The following is a 16,722-nucleotide window of genomic DNA, read 5'->3' on the forward strand; positions in this document are numbered from 1 at the left end:
CTGCGCGGTTTCGCGGGTTTCCGCGAAACGGCGTCCGGCTCAGATGACCGTCGCGAGCGCGAATCCGTCCCAGCCCTTCATGCCCACGGTCTGCAGCGCGGTGGCGTCGAAGCGGGGGTCCTCCCCCAGCATCCGAAGCGCATCCCTGGTGCCGACGACCATCGAATCGGTGCTGTCTGCGTCGATGATGTCGCCGCTGCGACCGATGTTGTCGAGCACGATGACCGTGCCGGGATGCCCGAGCTTCGCCGCCCAGTCGAGGTAGACCGTGTTGGACTCCTTGTCGGCGTCGATGAAGACCAGGTCGAACCCGCCGACGAGAGTGGGCAGCACGTCAGCCGCACGGCCGATGCGGATGTCGACGCGCTCGCCCACCCCTGCCGCATCGATGCTCGCGCGGGCCACTGCGGCGTTGCCTGCCTCGGCCTCGATCGTGGTCACGCGTCCGTCGACCCCGACGGCCCTGGCCATCCAGATCGTGGAGTACCCGCCGAGCGTGCCGATCTCGAGCACGCGCTTGGCACCGCTGATGCGCACCAGCAGGCTGAGCAGCTTGCCCGCGACAGGAGCGACCTCGATCTCGGGCATCCCCGCCTCCTGCTGCGCGGCGAGGGCTGCCTCGAGGGCGGGATCGCGCCCGACGAGCGTGCGGGCGAGGTAGTCGTCGGCGGCACGCCAGTTCTGCGGTGTGGATTCGGCCATACTCTCAGCCAACCGCGCGCACCGCGGACGGTCAAGACCTCAGGGCGAGCTCCGGCTGACGGCGGAACTGTCCCGTCACCAGCAGCACGGCGATCACGACGACACCGACGATCCATCCCGAGACGCCGAGCGCATATGCCAGCGCCGGATCGAACGTCGCCCCCGCGGCGATGAACAGCGTCGGCAGGCCGATGGAGGCGTTGATCGCCCCGTGCGCGAACACCGCCGGCCACATGGAGGCGCTGCGCAGACGCAGCCAGCCGAGCAGTACGCCCCACACGACGCATCCGCCCGTCATCAGCAGCACCCCGGTGATGTCGGTGCGGCCGAAGTTGTAGCCGAGCAGGATGATCGGCGAGTGCCACAGTCCCCAGATCGCTCCGCTGATCAGCAGCGCGGGCCACGTGCCGTAGCGACGCAGAGCGGGCACGAGGAAGCCGCGCCAGCCGACCTCCTCGCCGAAGGCCGCGACGGCGTTGACCGTCGCCGCCGCGACCGGGACCATTGCGAGCTGGATACCCACGAGCAGCCACGGCGACGGCACCGGCGCGCCGGCCGGCAGGCTCGCGCTCACCTGCTGCTGAAAGCCGGACAGGCCGACGAAGTCGGCACTCAGCCACCCGAGGGCCACAGACAGGAGCATGGCTGCCACGATCACAGCGACCGAGCCGAACAGGCCGATCACGCACAGCCAGACGACCTGCTTGGCCGGTCGCAGGGGCCACATTCCGAGGAAGCGCAGTCGCTGACCCTTCGGGATCGGCCGCATCCCGAACAGCACGATCAGCAGCGCCACGGCGGGGGTGTACATCAGCACGGGCAGCAGCAGCACGGCGAGCGGCGTCGCCAGCCCGTCGCCGAGCCACAGCGGCAGAGCGAGAGCCCAGGCGAGTCCCATGGCCAGCACGATGAAGGCGATGATCGCCCGGAGCGGGATGACGGGGGCCGACGTCTCAGTACTTTCGTGTGTCGTCATGTTCGCAGCATCCATTCTTCTCACGCGCTCTTCCGGTCGAGGTACGCCCGCAGTGTCGCGACGCCGACCTCGGCACCGTCCACGGTGACGACGAGCGCACCCTTGCCCCGCCGCTCGATCTCGATCGCGGCGCCCGTGCGCAGCACGATCCCGGTGCGGCCGTCGAGACCCATGCGCCAGCCGAAACCGCCGAATTCGGCGAACGGGTGGCAGGTGATGGCGCGGACGGCAGCCATCTCGTCGAGCGGCACGTGGATGCGCGGGAACCCGAGCTGGGAGCGGACGGTGAGCCCGTCGGCCGCGGCGCGCACGCGGAACGACATCGTCGCAGCCATCGCGAGGCCGACCACGACCAGCACGAGCAGGGGAATCCACACCATTCCCGGTGCCTGGAAGATCATCAGCGCCACCGTTCCGACCAGCAGCACTCCGGCGATGGCGAGCACGATGATGCCCCCACGCGACATCGACGCTGTGCCCATCCAGACCACGCGCTCCCCCGCTGAGATGGATGCGAGGTGCGCCGGCTTGAGAGGCGCGGAGGGTGTCGGATGCACGTCGGGCTGAAGCATCCAGCCGGCGGCCGACAGCACCAGCAGGGCGCAGAACGCGCCGACCATCACCGGCCAGATCGGCCCGGCCTGCGCGGCATCCTCCAATCCGCGCTGCACGGCGACGGAGCCGGCGTTGATCACGGCGCTGAAGCCCGACAGACCCAGCGACATCGCACCGAGGAACCGCGCGGTCGCGCCCCACTGCTGCCTCGCCATCGACAGGACGCTGATGACCATCAGCAGCGGCAGCCCGAGCCCGACACCGATCGCAAGCCACAGGTACGTGGCCGCGGGCCCGAAGCCGTCGACACCGCCGACTCCCCAGTGCGTCGCCGCGGGATCGGGCAGCTCGGGCATCCACACAGCGATCAGCGTCACGACGATCGCGGTCGCGACGACCGGGAGGACGAGACCGACGACGATCAGCCCACGGCGGGCTCGCCGCAGGTCGCCGTCGGCGACAGCCGTGACGGACTGCTCGGAGGCCTGGGCGCGGAAGGGGGCGCGGTCGTTCATGTCATCTCCTTGATGAGGGCGGCGATGGAGGCGGGAGTCACCCCGAGTTCGGAGCCGCGGCGCACGAGCGCGGCGATGTCGTCGGCGAGGGCGGCCAGCGGAGCGGCGGATGCGGACACCACCGCGCCACGCCCCCGGCGCAGGTCGATCAGACCTTCGTCGCGCAGCTCCTGGTAGGCGCGCAGCGCCGTGTGGACGTTCACGTCGGCGGCATCGGCGAGCTCTCGCGCCGCGGGCAGCCGGTCGCCGGGACGCAGCCGCCCGGCGAGCACGTCACCGCGGACCGACGCGGCGATCTGCTCGAACAGCGGCCTGGTGCTGTCTGGATCGATGCGGATGAGCATGGTCACCTCCTTGCGCAATTATTCTAGTCGCACTAGATCATCTAGTACAACTAGATCAATTGTCGACGGCCACCAGTCGATGCGGAGAGCCCGATCCCGGCCGCCAGACTGGCGGCATGCGCATCACACCTCGTCGCCTCGCCATCGGCATGAGCCTCTGGATCCCGAACCTGTGCAGCGGCATCCGCATCCGCCGCTTCGCGGACGACTGGACGCACGCCACCGTCGAGCTGCACGTGAATCCGATCACCCGCAATTACGTCAAGACCGCGTTCGGCGGATCGATGTCGGCGATGACCGACCCCTACTACTTCATGCTGGTGATGCATCAGCTCGGCCGCGACTACGTCGTCTGGGACACGCGCGGCGAGATCGAGTTCATCAAACCGGGCCGCGGGGTGCTGACCGCGCACTTCCACGTGTCGCCGGAGCAGGCGCAGGATCTGCGCGAGCGCGCCCGCGGCGGCGCCAAAGTGCTGCAGTGGTTCGAGACCGAGATCACCGATGCCGACGGAGACACCGTCGCGCGCGTGCGCCGCGAGGTCTACGTGCGCGAGAAGCGGAGGGTGACGCAGGCGCGCGAGGGGTAGGACACCGCCCGTTCACGATCCGATGCCATGATGAGCGGATGCCGCTCGCCCGCCGACTGACTCTCGTCGATGCCGTGGCCATCGGCCTGGGCTCGATGGTCGGCGCCGGAGTCTTCGCCGTGTGGGCGCCGGCTCTCGGCGTGGCAGGGTCGGGCATCCTCATCGCGCTGGCCGTCGCCGCCGTCGTCGCGTTCTGCAACGCGACCTCGTCGGCGCAGCTCGCGGCCGTCCATCCGGTCGCCGGCGGCACCTTCGCGTACGCACGCGCCGAGATCGGACCGTGGTCCGGGTTCATCGCAGGATGGTGCTTCGTCATCGGCAAGATCGCCAGCTGCGCCGCGATGGCGATGACCTTCGCCGCCTACGCGGCACCCGAGTCGTGGCGCACCCCGATCGCCGTCGCGGCGGTTGCGGCGCTGGCGGCCGTGAACTGCTTCGGGGTCACCCGCACGGCGCTGCTCACGCGCATACTCGTGGTGCTGTCGCTGCTCGGCTTGGCGATCGTTGTGGCCGCGGGATTCGGCGCGGCGCAGACTGCGACTCCCGCTCCCCTGCCGGATGCCACCGCTTACGGCATCCTCCAGGGCGCGGGGCTGCTCTTCTTCGCGTTCGCCGGCTACGCGCGCATCGCGACCTTGGGCGAAGAGGTGCTCGATCCGGCGCGCAGCATCCCTCGCGCCATCGTTCTGGCGCTCGGCGGCGCGGTCGTCGTCTACGTGCTGGTCGCGCTGGCCGTCATGCTGACGCTGGGATCGGATGCCATCGGCAGCGCCCATCCGGTCGTCGATGTCGTCACCGCGGCGGGCTGGAACTGGGCGGGCCCCGTCGTGCGGGTCGCCGCGGCCACCGCGTCGCTCGGCGCGCTGCTCGCGCTGCTCACCGGCATCGGGCGCACCACGCTCGCGATGGCGAGGGAATCCGACCTGCCGCGCTGGCTCGCTGTCATCGACGGCCGCTGGCGCGTTCCGCAGCGGGCCGAGATCACGGTCGGCGTGATCGTCATCGGGATCGTGCTGGTCGCCGATCTGCGCGGAGCGATCGGGTTCTCGTCGTTCGGCGTGCTGCTGTACTACCTGATCGCCAACGCGGCGGCGTTCCGCCAGCGCGGCGACGTCCGCCGCTACCCGCGCTTCCTGCAGGTCGTCGGCGCACTCGGATGCCTGCTGCTGGTGAACACCCTGCCGCTGCTGGCCTCGCTGATCGGTACGGGCGTGGTCCTGCTCGGCGTCTGGTATCGGATGCTGCGCCTGCGCGTCGCGCGCCGTTAGGCGGCACCCCGGCATCCGCACTCCGAGCAACCGCGCCGCCTGCAACTGCGCCATCGATCGATGCCGCAGTTGCAGGAAAGTGCAGCAGAACCGGAACAGTCAGGACAGCGGCTTGACCTCGAGACCACCGACGCGGTCTCCGGCGCGCACACTCGCGAAACCGGTGTAGCCGTCGGCGGTCGCGCGCTCCAGCAGCGCCTTCATGTTCTTCGCCCGGCGCTCCAGGCGCACGCGCGCCGCGCCCCCGTCACGCAGCAGCGCCGTCTTGTGTGCGATGAGCTCGGCCACCGGGACGTCGGCGTCGTGCACGAGCACGACCGCCTGTGCCGCCTCGGCCTCGACCTCGGCGACCAGGTCGACGATGCGCTCGAAGCCGATCGAGAAGCCGACGGCCGGCACCTGCTGGCCGAGGAAGCGGCCGATCATGCCGTCGTAGCGGCCGCCGCCGCCGAGCGAGTAGTCGACCGAGGGGTGCGCGAGCTCGAAGATCGTGCCCGTGTAATACCCCATGCCCCGCACGAGGAAGGGGTCGTAGACGAGCGGCGGGTCACCGGCATCCGGTCGGGCGGCCACGACCGCCTCGCCCAGCGAGACGAGGTGCGCGACGATGTCGTCCGGCGCGCCCTCGGGAAGCGCCTTGCGGATCTGCCGCTCGCCGTATGGGTTGTACTCCAGCGTCTGCGGACGGTTCAGGAATGCCTCGAAGGCGTCCACCGCACTCGGCGTGACGCTCCGACCGCGCAGCTCTGCCGCGACGCCCGAGGGTCCGATCTTGTCGAGCTTGTCGATCGTGATGAGCACGCCAGGGCGCTCTTCCTCAGTGAAGCCGAATGCATCAAGCATCCACTCCAGCGCCCGTCGATCGTTCACGCGGACGCTGCCGCCCTCGAGTCCGAGGGCGTCGATCGTGTCGAGTGAGGCGACGATCAGCTCGGCCTCCGCGCGCGCGGAGTCATCGCCCATGATGTCGATGTCGCACTGCACGAACTGGCGGTAGCGTCCCTTCTGCGGTCGCTCGGCGCGCCACACCGGCCCGATCTGGATCGCCCGGAACACCGCGGGCAGCTGCCCCCGGTTGGTGGCGTAGAAGCGCGCAAGCGGGACGGTCAGGTCGTAGCGCAGACCGAGGTCGCTGAGAGCGGCGGGGTCGTCGGCGGCGGCGCGGATGCCGTCGGCATCCAGTCCGCGGCGGAGGATGCTGTACGACAGCTTCTCGTTGTCGCCACCCATTCCGGCATGCAGCCGACCGTGCTCCTCGACGACGGGAGTCTCGATCTCGTCGAAGCCGTGCGCGCGGTAGCGCTCGCGGATGACGGCGAGCACGCGCTCACGACGGGCCTTGTCGGCGGGGAGGAAATCGCGCATTCCGCGCGGCGGGTTCACGTTTGCCACGCATCCATCTTTCCAGGTCGGCACGACCGCCCGCTCCCGCCCCAAGCGGGGAGCCAAATGCTGGCCAAAGGTGACCCATGACCGACATCTGGCTCCCCGCCACAGCAGCGGCCGGGGCGGGACGGCGAGGTGGACGCGGCTCAGGCGCCGGATTCGGCGGCGCGCACCTCGGCCTCGAGCGCGCGGATCCGCTCGCGCAGCGCGCGCTCGGCATCCCAGCCGTTGGCGCGGGCATGCGCGACGAGAGTGAGCAGCGCGTCGCCGAGGTCGGACTCGGATGCCGGGCGTTTCGTCTGGCCTTCGGCTCGGTCAACGACCGGGGAGTCCCCCACGACGCGGGCGCTGCGCCCGAGCAGTTTCTGCGCGAGGGCAAGCGCGGGCATCCCGCGGGGCACGCCGTCGAGCACGCTGCGCCGCTCGCGCTTCTCGGCCGCCTTCGCAGCGTTCCAGTGCACGAGCACCTCTTCCGGTGTCGTCGCCACCGCGTCGCCGAACACGTGCGGATGCCGGCGCACCATCTTCTCGGTCAGGCCGCGTGCGACCTCATCGACGTCGAACTCGCCGGCCTCGGCGGCGATCGCCGCGTGGAACAGCACCTGCCAGAGCAGATCGCCCAGTTCTTCGCGCAGCTCTTCCGGCGATCCGCTCTCGACGGCGTCGATGACCTCGTGCGCCTCCTCGATCAGGTACGGCACCAGGTCACGATGCGTGATGCGCTGCGACCATGGGCACTCCGTCCGCACGCGTCGCATGGTCTCGGCGGCGGCGCGCAGCGGATCCTCGAGCTCGAGGGGGTCCATCAGGAGGCGGTCTTCTCAAGCGCCCGGTAGTGCCGCGCGCGCATCGACACGACGATGCCCGACAGCACGAGGGCGATCAGCGAGCCGCCGAGCACACCGAGAATCGCCTCGTCGCGCAGCAGCTTGTCGCCGGCGAAGGCGAGGTTCGCCAGCAGCAGCGACACCGTGAACCCGATGCCGCCGAGCGCTCCCGCGGCGAGCAGGTCCGGGAACACGATCGCCGGCACTGCTCCCTTCGGCCGGATGCGCATGGCGATCCAGCCGAACAGGCCGATGCCGATGATCTTGCCGACCGGCAGCGCGATGAGAATGGCCCAGAACGCCGGCGACAGCTGGCTCGGAGCCACCTGCGGGATGACGACGAACGCCGCGACGAACGCGAAAACCGGCAGGATGACGCCGTTGACGGCCGGTTCCAGGCCGTGGCGAACCTTCTCGGCCGGTGCGGGCGACATGAACAGTCCCAGCAGCACGCCGGCGATGGTCGCGTGGATGCCGGATGCCGCCATCAGCCCCCAGGTGAGGACGCCGATCACGCCCATGAGCACGCCGACCCCGGCGGAGCCGTTCTTCGCCACGACCCTGCTCAGCAGCGCGAAGACGACGACCCCTGCTGCGGCGAGCGCGAACATCAGCCAGTCCATGTCGTGTGCGAACAGCACCGCGATGAAGATGATGCCGATGATGTCGTCGAGGATGGCGAGCGCGAGCAGGAACACCCGCACCGCCGGCGGCAGCCCCTTGCCGAACATGGCGAGCACGCCGAGCGCGAAGGCGATGTCGGTCGCGGTCGGGATCGGCCAGCCACCGGCCGTCAGGGGATCCGCGCCCGCGATGAGCAGGTAGACCGCGATCGGGACGAGCACACCACCGGCTGCGGCGATCGCAGGCTGCACAGCCTTGCGCGGTGAGTCGAGCTCACCGTGGGTCAGCTCGTGGCGCAGCTCGATGGCGACGACGAGGAAGAAGATGGCGAGAAGTCCGTCGGAGACCCAGTGCGCGACGGACAGGTCGAGGGTCGTGCCCGGCACGGCGATGTGCGCGTCGAGAACGGCCGCGATCGCATCGTGAGTGGGCAGATTCGCCAGCAGCAGACCCAGGCCTGCCGCGATGAGAAGGAGTGCCGCGGGGAACTGCTGGCCGCGGAGGGGATTGTCCGAGATGCGCATCCCCTCCATCGTATGGGTGCCCGTCACGTGGCACGGGAGGCTCTCGCCACGGGGATACGCTCGAAGAATGTCCATGGAGCCCACGAACACCGAAGCCATTCGCGTTATCACCCGGTTCGAGGCATCGAACGGCATTCCCGAAGCGATGCGCGCCGACGTCCGCATGCTCGGCGGGCTGCTCGGTCAGGTGCTGCGGGAGTCCGGAACGCCCGGACTGTACGAGGACGTCGAACGTCTGCGACTCGCGACGATTCAGGCATCGGATGCCGACAGTCGCGAGGCCTTCGAGCGCGCCGCCTCCATCGCCGACTCGTTCACGATCGAGCGCGCCGACGAGGTCGCCCGCGCCTTCACCTGCTACTTCCACCTGGTGAACCTCGCCGAGGAGCACCAGCGCGTGCGCGTGCTGCGAGAGCGCGCCGGGCAGCCCGGCCGGGAGGACGCTGCCGACACCGTCGCGACCGCCTTCGCGAAGCTGCGCGAGGAGATCGGTGAGGATGCTGCTCGCGAACGTCTGGCAGACCTGCGCTTCCACCCCGTCTTCACCGCCCACCCGACCGAGGCGCGCCGTCGGGCCGTGTCCGGCAGCATCCGTCGTCTGTCCGAGCTGCTCGAGCAGCACGACCTCGCCAGCCCCGACGGGGCCGAGGCGCGCCGTGCCGTGCGTCGGATGCTGGAAGAGATCGACACGCTGTGGCGCACCGCCCCGCTGCGGGCCGAGAAGCCCACCCCCACCGACGAGGTGCGCACGGTCATGGGCGTGTTCGACGAGACGCTGTTCACCACCGTCCCGCACGTGTACCGCCGCATCGACGACGCGCTTCGGGGCGACGAGTCAGGCACCAGCACCCCGGTCGTGCCCGCGTTCGTGCGCATCGGCTCGTGGGTCGGCGGTGACCGCGACGGCAATCCGTTCGTCACCGCCTCGGTCACCCGCGAGGCGGCCGACATCGCCGCCGAGCACGTGCTGCGAGGACTCGAGCGCGCCATCGAGCGCATCGGACGCACGCTCACCCTCGACGCCGACGACACTCCCCCGAGCGCCGGCGTCACCGCCATCTGGGAGGGCTTCGCACAGCAGCATCCGCAGCTCGCCGCCGAGATCGCCAAGCGCTCGCCAGACGAGCCCCACCGCCGCACCATGCTCGCGATCGTGCACCGGGTGCACGCCACGCGCACAGAGGAGGAGGGGGCGTACACCGCTCCGGAGCAGCTGCTCGCCGACCTGCGCGCCGTGCAGGGCTCCCTGGCGGATGCCGGTGCGCGCCGCCACGCGTTCGGCGGTCTGCAGCACCTGATCTGGCAGGTGGAGACCTACGGCTTCCACCTCACCGAACTCGAGGTGCGCCAGCACTCCCAGGTGCATGCCGAGGCGCTGGCCGAGCTCGACGCCGGCGCGGAGCTCAGCGAGCGGACGCAGGAGGTGCTCGAGGTGTTCCGCGCGGTCGCCGACATCCAGCGCCGCTACGGACTGCGCGCGGCCGGTCGCTACGTCGTCTCGTTCACGCGCTCGGCCGATGACCTCATCGCCGTGCGCCGCCTCGCCCGGTACGCACTCGGTGACGACGCCCCTGTGCTCGACGTCGTGCCCCTCTTCGAGACCTTCGCCGACCTGCAGGCGGCCCCCGGCATCCTCGCCGAGGTCGTGCAGCACCCCGAGTTCCGCGCCCGTCTGGAGGCCACCGGCAACCGCCTGGAGGTCATGCTCGGCTACTCCGACTCGTCCAAGGACGTCGGTCCGGTCGCGGCGAACCTCGCCCTATACGAGGCGCAGCGCGACATCGCGCAGTGGGCGGTGGAATCGGGCATCCGACTCACTCTCTTCCACGGTCGGGGCGGCGCCCTCGGTCGCGGCGGCGGTCCCGCCAACTCGGCGATCCTCGCGCAGCCGCCGCACTCGGTCGACGGCCGGTTCAAGCTCACCGAGCAGGGCGAGGTCATCTTCGCCCGCTACGGCGAGCCCGCGATCGCGATGCGGCACATCGACCAGGTCGCCGCAGCCACCCTGCTGGCCTCCTCGCCCACCGTCGAGCAGCGCACCAGCGGCGCCGCCGAGCGGTTCGCCGACATCGCGAGCGTGATGGATGTGGCATCCCGCGAGCGGTTCTTCTCGCTCGTCGGCGCCGACGGCTTCGCACCGTGGTTCGCGACTGTCACCCCGATGGAGGAGATCGGGCTGCTCGCGCTCGGCTCCCGCCCCGCGCGCCGCGGCCTGTCCGTGGAGTCGCTGGAAGACCTGCGCGCGATCCCATGGGTGTTCGCGTGGACGCAGGCCCGCATCAACCTCGCCGGCTGGTTCGGGCTCGGTTCGGCGCTCGAGGCCGTCGGCGACGAGCAGGCGCTCACCGCCGCGTACCGCGAATGGCCGCTGCTGCACACGATGGTGGACAACGTCGCGATGAGCCTGGCCAAGACCGACGAGCGCATCGCCCGCGAGTACCTCTCGCTCGGCGACCGCGACGACCTGGCCGAGATCGTCCTCGACGAGCTGCGTCTGACCCGCGACTGGGTCATCCGCCTCACCGGTGGCGAGAACCTCCTCGAGAACAAGCCGATCCTGCAGCGCGCGGTGCAGCTGCGCACTCCGTACGTCGACGCCCTCTCGCTGCTGCAGCTGCGCGCTCTGCGGACCCTGCGCTCGGACACCCAGGCACCAGCGGCGGACCCCGACGTGCAGCGTCTGCTGCTGCTCTCCGTCAGCGGTGTGGCCGCAGGCCTGCAGAACACCGGCTGACGGCATCCGACCGACTCACCGTGTTTTGTTCAGGAACTCGCACGCTAAAGTGAAGTCTCCTGCCTGATCCGGCGAAGCATCTCGCGACACGATCGCATCACCATGCCCACTTCCAGAAAGCTTCCCCGCGTGACCGATACCACTGCCACCTTCCATCCGCTCAGCGTCACCGCACAGCCCGTGTTCGACGCGGTCGTCTCGCTCAACCCGAATGAGCCGGAGTACCACCAGGCAGTGCACGAAGTGCTGCACTCGATCGGACCCGTGCTCGAGCGCCACTCGGAGTACATGGACAACGGCGTGCTCGAGCGTCTGGTCGAGCCGGAGCGCCAGATCATCTTCCGTGTGCCGTGGATCGACGACTCCGGAAAGCTGCAGGTCAACCGCGGCTACCGCGTGCAGTACAACTCGGCGCTCGGCCCGTACAAGGGCGGACTGCGCTTCCACCCCTCGGTGAACATCTCGATCATCAAGTTCCTCGGCTTCGAGCAGATCTTCAAGAACGCGCTCACCGGACAGGGCATCGGCGGAGGCAAGGGCGGATCGAACTTCGACCCGCACGGCAAGAGCGAAGCCGAGGTGATGCGCTTCTGCCAGTCGTTCATGAACGAGCTGTACCGCCACATCGGCGAGCACACCGACGTCCCCGCCGGTGACATCGGCGTCGGCGGCCGCGAGATCGGCTACATGTTCGGCATGTACCGCAAGATCACGAACCGTCACGAATCGGGCATCCTCACCGGCAAGGGCATCGGCTGGGGCGGCGCGCAGGTGCGCACCGAGGCGACCGGCTACGGCGCCGTCTTCTTCGTGCAGGAGATGCTCGCGGTGCACGGCGAGAGCCTCGAGGGCAAGCGCGTCGCCGTCTCCGGCTCGGGCAACGTCGCCATCTACGCGATCGAGAAGGCCACCCAGCTCGGTGCGCGCGCCGTCACGGCATCCGACTCCTCCGGGTACATCGTCGACGACGCCGGCATCGACCTCAGTCTGCTGCGCCAGATCAAGGAGGTCGAGCGCGGCCGCATCGTCGAGTACGCGAACCGCCGCCCCGGAGCGCGCTTCGTCGAGGGCGGCAACGTCTGGGAGATCCCGGTCGACGTCGCGATCCCCTCGGCGACGCAGAACGAGCTGAGCCTCGAGTCTGCGCAGATGCTGATCGCGAACGGCGTGCGCGCCGTCGCGGAAGGGGCGAACATGCCCTCGACTCCCGAGGCCGTGGGTGCGTTCCAGGACTCCGAGGTGCTCTTCGCCCCCGGCAAGGCCGCGAACGCCGGCGGTGTGGCCACCTCGGCGCTGGAGATGAGCCAGAACGCCGCGCGTCAGCGCTGGAACTTCGCAGACAGCGAGCAGAAGCTGCGCGACATCATGGCCGACATCCACGACGCATCGTTCCGCGCCGCAGAGCGCTACGGCACCCCGGGCGACTACGTCGCGGGCGCCAACATCGTCGGCTTCGAGCGCGTGGCTGACGCGATGCTCGCACAGGGCGTCATCTGATCTGAATCGGTTCCATCAGAGCCGGCGGTCGTCGGCGTGGCGGGCCAGCGAGCTGGCGTAGCGCTCGGTGAGCTGCACCATCAGATCCGGGGTGTCGCGGTCGACGCCGAAGACGTGGCCGGGAAAGTCCAGGTCGGGCATCGCGGCGGCGATCTCCTCGGCCCGGTCCGGTGAGAACAGCTGTACGGGGTCTCCACTGGCGACCCATCCGATCGGTAGCACTGTGCCCTCGGGCAGCACGGCCTTGCGCTGGACGATCGCGTTCACGCGGATCTCGCAGTGCGAGCCGACGAGTGCCCCGTTGAACACGCGCGCGCCGGATGCGAAGAACACCTCCTCGCCGACCGTCGCCCCGGCGATGCTCGCCAGGGTTCCGATGAGCGTGTGATCGCCGATGTGAACCGCATTGGCGGCCGTCGCGCGGATCAGCGCGTTCTCCATCACGATCACGTGCTCGCCCAGGGTGATCGGGCCGCCCTCGGCCGTGATCACGGCGCCATGCAGCACCTGGCAGTTCGGTCCGATCTCGACGTCGCCCGAGATCACAGCGGTCGGCGCCACGACGGCGGTGTCGTGGATGCGGGGCCGAGCCCCGAGGTGCTCGTACATCATGCCGCCAGGATAGCCCTCGGTCCGCGTCGCCGCGGGTTGATGTGCCGGATGGGCCGCGCCATGATCCGCTGATCCCCTTGTGTTGCCCCTGGCGCGGCGATACGTTCGCGGCATGACAGTGACCAGGCTGTTCCCGATTCTCCGCACGACAGACCTGCCGCGACTGGTCGACTTCTACCAGCGCGCGTTCTCGGCATCCGTGCACTATCGCTTCGAGCACGAAGGCCGGGAGGTCTATGTTGCGCTCACGGTCGGCGGAGGCCTGATCGGCATCGGTCTGGAGCCGGATGCCGAAAGCGGCGATTCGCTGGCGATCTGGCTGTACGTGGATGACGTCGACAGCGCCTATTCTGCCGCGGTCGAGGCGGGCGCGGTCTCGGTGGAGGCGCCGAACGACAAGCCGTGGGGCGAGAGGGTCGCGCAGGTTCGCGATCCCGACGGCACGCTGCTGTACCTCGGCTTTCAGGGATGACGAGCGGGGATCAGCGAGGGATCGTCGTCTGCTGATACAGGGCGAGGCGGATGCGGTCCTCGTCGCGGGTGTAGACGCTGGTCATCAGGGCATCGAATGGCACTTCTCCGTCGCGCTCCGCGCGGGCGCGGTAGACGAGGGCGGCGGATTCCGCACCGATCGGGATGCTGCGGGCATCCGACAGCTCGTACCGGTCCCACGGCGGCGCGCCGCCCAGCGAGGCGGCCACGGCGTCACGATCGAGCACCATGCCGTTCACCAGGATCATCACCGCGTCGGCCGACATCAGATCGCCGTAGAACGCGCCGCCGGTCGAGCCGCACAGGGCATCCCACCCCTCGCGCTCCAGGGCGAGCAGGTCGTCGAGTTCGAAAGTCATGCCTCGACGATAACGGCGTGCCCGTTCGCTGTGAACGCCCGCTGCCTCACCGCGCGCGGAGGACCGCCGGGAGGACGATGTGCACCTCCGGGATCATGCCCGGCGTCACCCGCTTGCGGAAGATCCAGTAGCTCCACGCCTGGTACAGCAGGATCACCGGCAGCGAGACCGCGGCGACGATCGTCATCACACCGAGCGTGTACGACCCGTTCGCGGCGTTCCAGATCGTGAGGTCGAAGGCGGAGTCGATCGTCGAGGGCAGCAGCAGCGGGAACATCCCGGCGAAGATCGCGCCCGCACCGAACAGCCCGAATCCGGCGTACCCGATGAACGCGCGCCCCTCGCTGCGCCTGCGCGCGGCTCGCCAGCCCAACGCCGCCGCTGCCACGGCGAGCACGATGAACGTCCACGACAGCACGCTGCCGCCGTGGGCGAGCTGCACCCAGAGCGCCCAGAGCGCCGCCGGCACCAGGCACAGCGGTGCCCAGCGAGCGGCGAAGCGACCCGCGCGTTCGCGCACCGGACCGTCGGCCTTGAGCCCGAGGAAGGTCGCAGCGTGCGCCAGTGCGAAGCCGACCACGGCCAGCCCGCCCAGCACGGCGGCCGGGGTGAGCCAGACGAACGGTCCGCCCACGCGGTCGCCGTTCGCGTCGATCGGCAGGCCGGTGGAGGTCAGCGCGAGCGCGGCGCCGATGCAGAAGGCGACGATGAGCGAGCCGAGGCCGATCATCCGGGTCCAGAAGGTGCGCCAGCGCTCGGTGTGGATCTTGCCGCGGTACTCGATGCCGACCGCGCGGACGATCAGTCCCACCAGGGCGATCGTCAGCGGTACGTACAGCGTCGAGAACAGCGAGGCGTACCACGCGGGGAAGGCTGCGAACATCGCGGCACCCGCCGTGATCAGCCACACTTCGTTGCCGTCCCAGACGGGGCCGATCGTGTTGAGCATCACGCGACGGTCGCGCTCGGAGCGCGTGGAGAAGATCATGTGCATGCCGACGCCGAGGTCGAAGCCCTCGAGCAGCAGATAGCCGATCCACAGCACGGCGATCGCGATGAACCAGACGACGGGAAGGGTTTCCATTTCTCAGTTCCTCTCGATCGGCTCAGTACGCGAACGCGAGCACATCGTCGCGCTTGTCGGGGTCGGAGTCGCCGCCGTCGCCGCCGGAGCCGGGGTCGTCAGCGGCGGGTGCGGTCAGCTCGGGCATGGATGCCGCGACGCCGCCGCGGACGTACTTGACCATCAGGTACCCCTCGATCACGAGCATGATTCCGTAGACGACGCTCAGCGTGATCACCGAGAAGAGCATCTCGCCGGCGGTCACGCCCGGTGAGACTGCCGCGGCGGTGAACATGAAGACGCCGTCGATCCCGGACGGGTCGGGGTTGGGCGCCACGACGAAGGGCTGTCGTCCGAGTTCGGTGAAGATCCAGCCTGCGATGTTCGCCGCGAAAGGCGCGACCATGCCGAGCAGTGCGAGCCGCATGATCCACGGCGAGCGCGGCACAGTGCCTCTGCGGGTCAGCCAGAGCGCGACCACGGCGCCGAAGGCGACGATGCCGCCCAGGCCGATCATCAGCCGGAATCCCCAGTAGGTCACCCACATGACGGGGACGTAGTTCACCTCGGCGCCGGCGTGCGCGCCGTAGAGCGCATCATCCGGGATCGTCTCGCCGTACTGGTCGACGTACTGCGGCTCCAGATCACGGATGCCCGGCATGTCGGCACCCCACTCGCCGGTTCCCAGGAAGCCCAGCACACCGGGGATCTCGATGAGCGTGACGACGTCGCCGCAGTCGGTCGAGCCGGGATCGCCCAGCGAGAGCACCGAGAACGACGAGCCGGTGTGACAGGCGGCCTCGGCGGCAGCCATCTTCATCGGCTGCTGCTCGTACATCAGCTTGCCCTGGATGTCGCCGGTGACGACCGTGCCCATGAACCCGAGGATCGCGACGATCGCGCCCATGCGCAGCGACCAGATCCAGACGCCGTGGTCCTTCCGGTCGCGCCCGGGCGCAGCACCCGACTCCCCCACCACGACGTGACCGGCGTCGTCGACGGTGTCGATCCCGTCGTGACGGCGCCGCCACAGGTGGTACCACGAGATGCCGATCAGGAACATCCCGGCGACGACCAGGGCGCCGAGGATGGTGTGCGTGTAGGCCGCGATCGCGGTGCTGTTGGTGAGGACGGCCCAGATGTCGGTCATCACCGGGCGTCCGTCGGCGCCCAGTTCGACGCCGACAGGGTGCTGCATCCAGGAGTTGGCGACGATGATGAAGTAGGCGGAGATCCACGAGCCGATGACGGCGCACCAGAGCGCCGCGAGGTGCAGCCCCTTGCGCAGGCGCCCCCACCCGAAGATCCAGATGCCGAGGAAGGTCGATTCGACGAAGAAGGCCAGCAGGCCCTCCATCGCCAGCGGTGCGCCGAAGACGTCGCCGACGAAGCGCGAGTACTCGCTCCAGGCCATGCCGAACTGGAACTCCTGCACGAGACCGGTGGCGACGCCGACGATGAAGTTGATCAGGTAGACCTTGCCCCAGAACTTCGTCATGCGCAGGAACTTCTCATCCCCCGTGCGCACCCAGCGGGTCTGCATGATGGCGACCATCATGCCCAGCCCGATCGTGAGCGGAACCATCAGGAAGTGGTAGACGGTGGTGATTCCGAACTGCCACCTGGCGATGTCGAGCACGTCCACGCAGAATCT

At 69.5% G+C, this 16,722-nt stretch carries 16 protein-coding genes; 5 read left to right on the plus strand and 11 right to left on the minus strand.

Features of this window, described 5'->3' with window-relative positions; all coding sequences use genetic code 11:
- Positions 1 to 39: 39 nt before the first annotated feature.
- Genes ACQUSX_RS05315 through ACQUSX_RS05330 form a run of 4 tightly spaced genes read right to left on the minus strand, consistent with a single transcriptional unit; the run spans position 40 to position 3,092 of the window.
- Complete coding sequence (locus tag ACQUSX_RS05315; RefSeq protein WP_428905916.1) at positions 40 to 702, minus strand: O-methyltransferase; 663 nt, start codon at positions 700 to 702, stop codon at positions 40 to 42.
- Between the two features lie 31 nt (positions 703 to 733).
- A complete protein-coding gene (locus ACQUSX_RS05320) occupies positions 734 to 1,678 on the minus strand; it encodes a CPBP family intramembrane glutamic endopeptidase (protein ID WP_428905917.1) in 945 nt (314 codons plus the stop codon).
- Positions 1,679 to 1,698: 20 nt separating this feature from the next.
- Positions 1,699 to 2,748, minus strand: a complete 1,050-nt coding sequence (locus ACQUSX_RS05325; protein WP_428905918.1) for an SdpI family protein — start codon at positions 2,746 to 2,748, stop codon at positions 1,699 to 1,701.
- Positions 2,745 to 3,092, minus strand: a complete 348-nt coding sequence (locus ACQUSX_RS05330; protein ID WP_428905919.1) for a GntR family transcriptional regulator — start codon at positions 3,090 to 3,092, stop codon at positions 2,745 to 2,747. Before ACQUSX_RS05330 ends, ACQUSX_RS05325 begins: the two co-directional genes overlap by 4 nt.
- Positions 3,093 to 3,208: 116 nt before the next feature.
- Here ACQUSX_RS05330 and ACQUSX_RS05335 point away from each other — a divergent pair, with 116 nt between their 5' ends.
- On the plus strand, positions 3,209 to 3,682 hold the full coding sequence (locus tag ACQUSX_RS05335) for a DUF4442 domain-containing protein (protein ID WP_428905920.1): 474 nt from the start codon (positions 3,209 to 3,211) through the stop codon (positions 3,680 to 3,682).
- Positions 3,683 to 3,720: 38 nt separating this feature from the next.
- Positions 3,721 to 4,950, plus strand: coding sequence for an APC family permease (locus tag ACQUSX_RS05340; RefSeq protein WP_428905921.1), 1,230 nt, complete (start codon positions 3,721 to 3,723; stop codon positions 4,948 to 4,950).
- A gap of 99 nt (positions 4,951 to 5,049) precedes the next feature.
- Here ACQUSX_RS05340 and ACQUSX_RS05345 read toward each other — a convergent pair whose 3' ends face one another.
- From ACQUSX_RS05345 to ACQUSX_RS05355, 3 genes are all read right to left on the minus strand, one after another.
- Entirely contained in the window at positions 5,050 to 6,315 is a 1,266-nt protein-coding gene (locus ACQUSX_RS05345; protein ID WP_428907595.1) for a histidine--tRNA ligase, read from the minus strand.
- Positions 6,316 to 6,482: 167 nt separating this feature from the next.
- The gene (locus ACQUSX_RS05350; RefSeq protein WP_428905922.1) at positions 6,483 to 7,142 is read right to left on the minus strand and encodes a MazG family protein; all 660 of its coding nucleotides are present in this window, start codon (positions 7,140 to 7,142) and stop codon (positions 6,483 to 6,485) included.
- Positions 7,142 to 8,311 (minus strand): Na+/H+ antiporter NhaA, encoded by a 1,170-nt coding sequence (locus ACQUSX_RS05355; protein WP_428905923.1) that lies wholly within the window; start codon positions 8,309 to 8,311, stop codon positions 7,142 to 7,144. The genes ACQUSX_RS05350 and ACQUSX_RS05355 overlap by 1 nt, the downstream gene beginning before the upstream one ends.
- A gap of 73 nt (positions 8,312 to 8,384) precedes the next feature.
- Between ACQUSX_RS05355 and ACQUSX_RS05360 the strand changes: the two genes are divergently transcribed.
- Together ACQUSX_RS05360 and gdhA are read left to right on the plus strand one after the other, a co-directional pair.
- Positions 8,385 to 11,045, plus strand: a complete 2,661-nt coding sequence (locus tag ACQUSX_RS05360) for a phosphoenolpyruvate carboxylase (protein WP_428929979.1) — start codon at positions 8,385 to 8,387, stop codon at positions 11,043 to 11,045.
- 129 nt (positions 11,046 to 11,174) lie between these two features.
- Complete coding sequence (gene gdhA, locus ACQUSX_RS05365) at positions 11,175 to 12,542, plus strand: NADP-specific glutamate dehydrogenase (protein WP_428905925.1); 1,368 nt, start codon at positions 11,175 to 11,177, stop codon at positions 12,540 to 12,542.
- Positions 12,543 to 12,557: 15 nt separating this feature from the next.
- On the opposite strand, the gene ACQUSX_RS05370 is transcribed toward gdhA, so the two are convergent.
- Complete coding sequence (locus ACQUSX_RS05370) at positions 12,558 to 13,154, minus strand: gamma carbonic anhydrase family protein (RefSeq protein WP_428905926.1); 597 nt, start codon at positions 13,152 to 13,154, stop codon at positions 12,558 to 12,560.
- Between the two features lie 112 nt (positions 13,155 to 13,266).
- On the opposite strand from ACQUSX_RS05370, the gene ACQUSX_RS05375 reads away from it, so the two are divergent.
- Complete coding sequence (locus ACQUSX_RS05375; RefSeq protein WP_428905927.1) at positions 13,267 to 13,626, plus strand: VOC family protein; 360 nt, start codon at positions 13,267 to 13,269, stop codon at positions 13,624 to 13,626.
- Between the two features lie 10 nt (positions 13,627 to 13,636).
- Here ACQUSX_RS05375 and ACQUSX_RS05380 read toward each other — a convergent pair whose 3' ends face one another.
- The 3 genes from ACQUSX_RS05380 to ACQUSX_RS05390 are packed head-to-tail and all read right to left on the minus strand — an operon-like array spanning position 13,637 to position 16,713.
- A complete protein-coding gene (locus ACQUSX_RS05380; RefSeq protein WP_428905928.1) occupies positions 13,637 to 14,005 on the minus strand; it encodes a nuclear transport factor 2 family protein in 369 nt (122 codons plus the stop codon).
- Between the two features lie 46 nt (positions 14,006 to 14,051).
- Positions 14,052 to 15,089 (minus strand): cytochrome d ubiquinol oxidase subunit II, encoded by a 1,038-nt coding sequence (cydB, locus tag ACQUSX_RS05385; RefSeq protein WP_428905929.1) that lies wholly within the window; start codon positions 15,087 to 15,089, stop codon positions 14,052 to 14,054.
- A gap of 22 nt (positions 15,090 to 15,111) precedes the next feature.
- A complete protein-coding gene (locus tag ACQUSX_RS05390) occupies positions 15,112 to 16,713 on the minus strand; it encodes a cytochrome ubiquinol oxidase subunit I (protein ID WP_428905930.1) in 1,602 nt (533 codons plus the stop codon).
- Positions 16,714 to 16,722 lie beyond the last annotated feature (9 nt).

The sequence above is a fragment of the Microbacterium alcoholitolerans genome, from assembly GCF_050408615.1.
Lineage (GTDB): Bacteria > Actinomycetota > Actinomycetes > Actinomycetales > Microbacteriaceae > Microbacterium.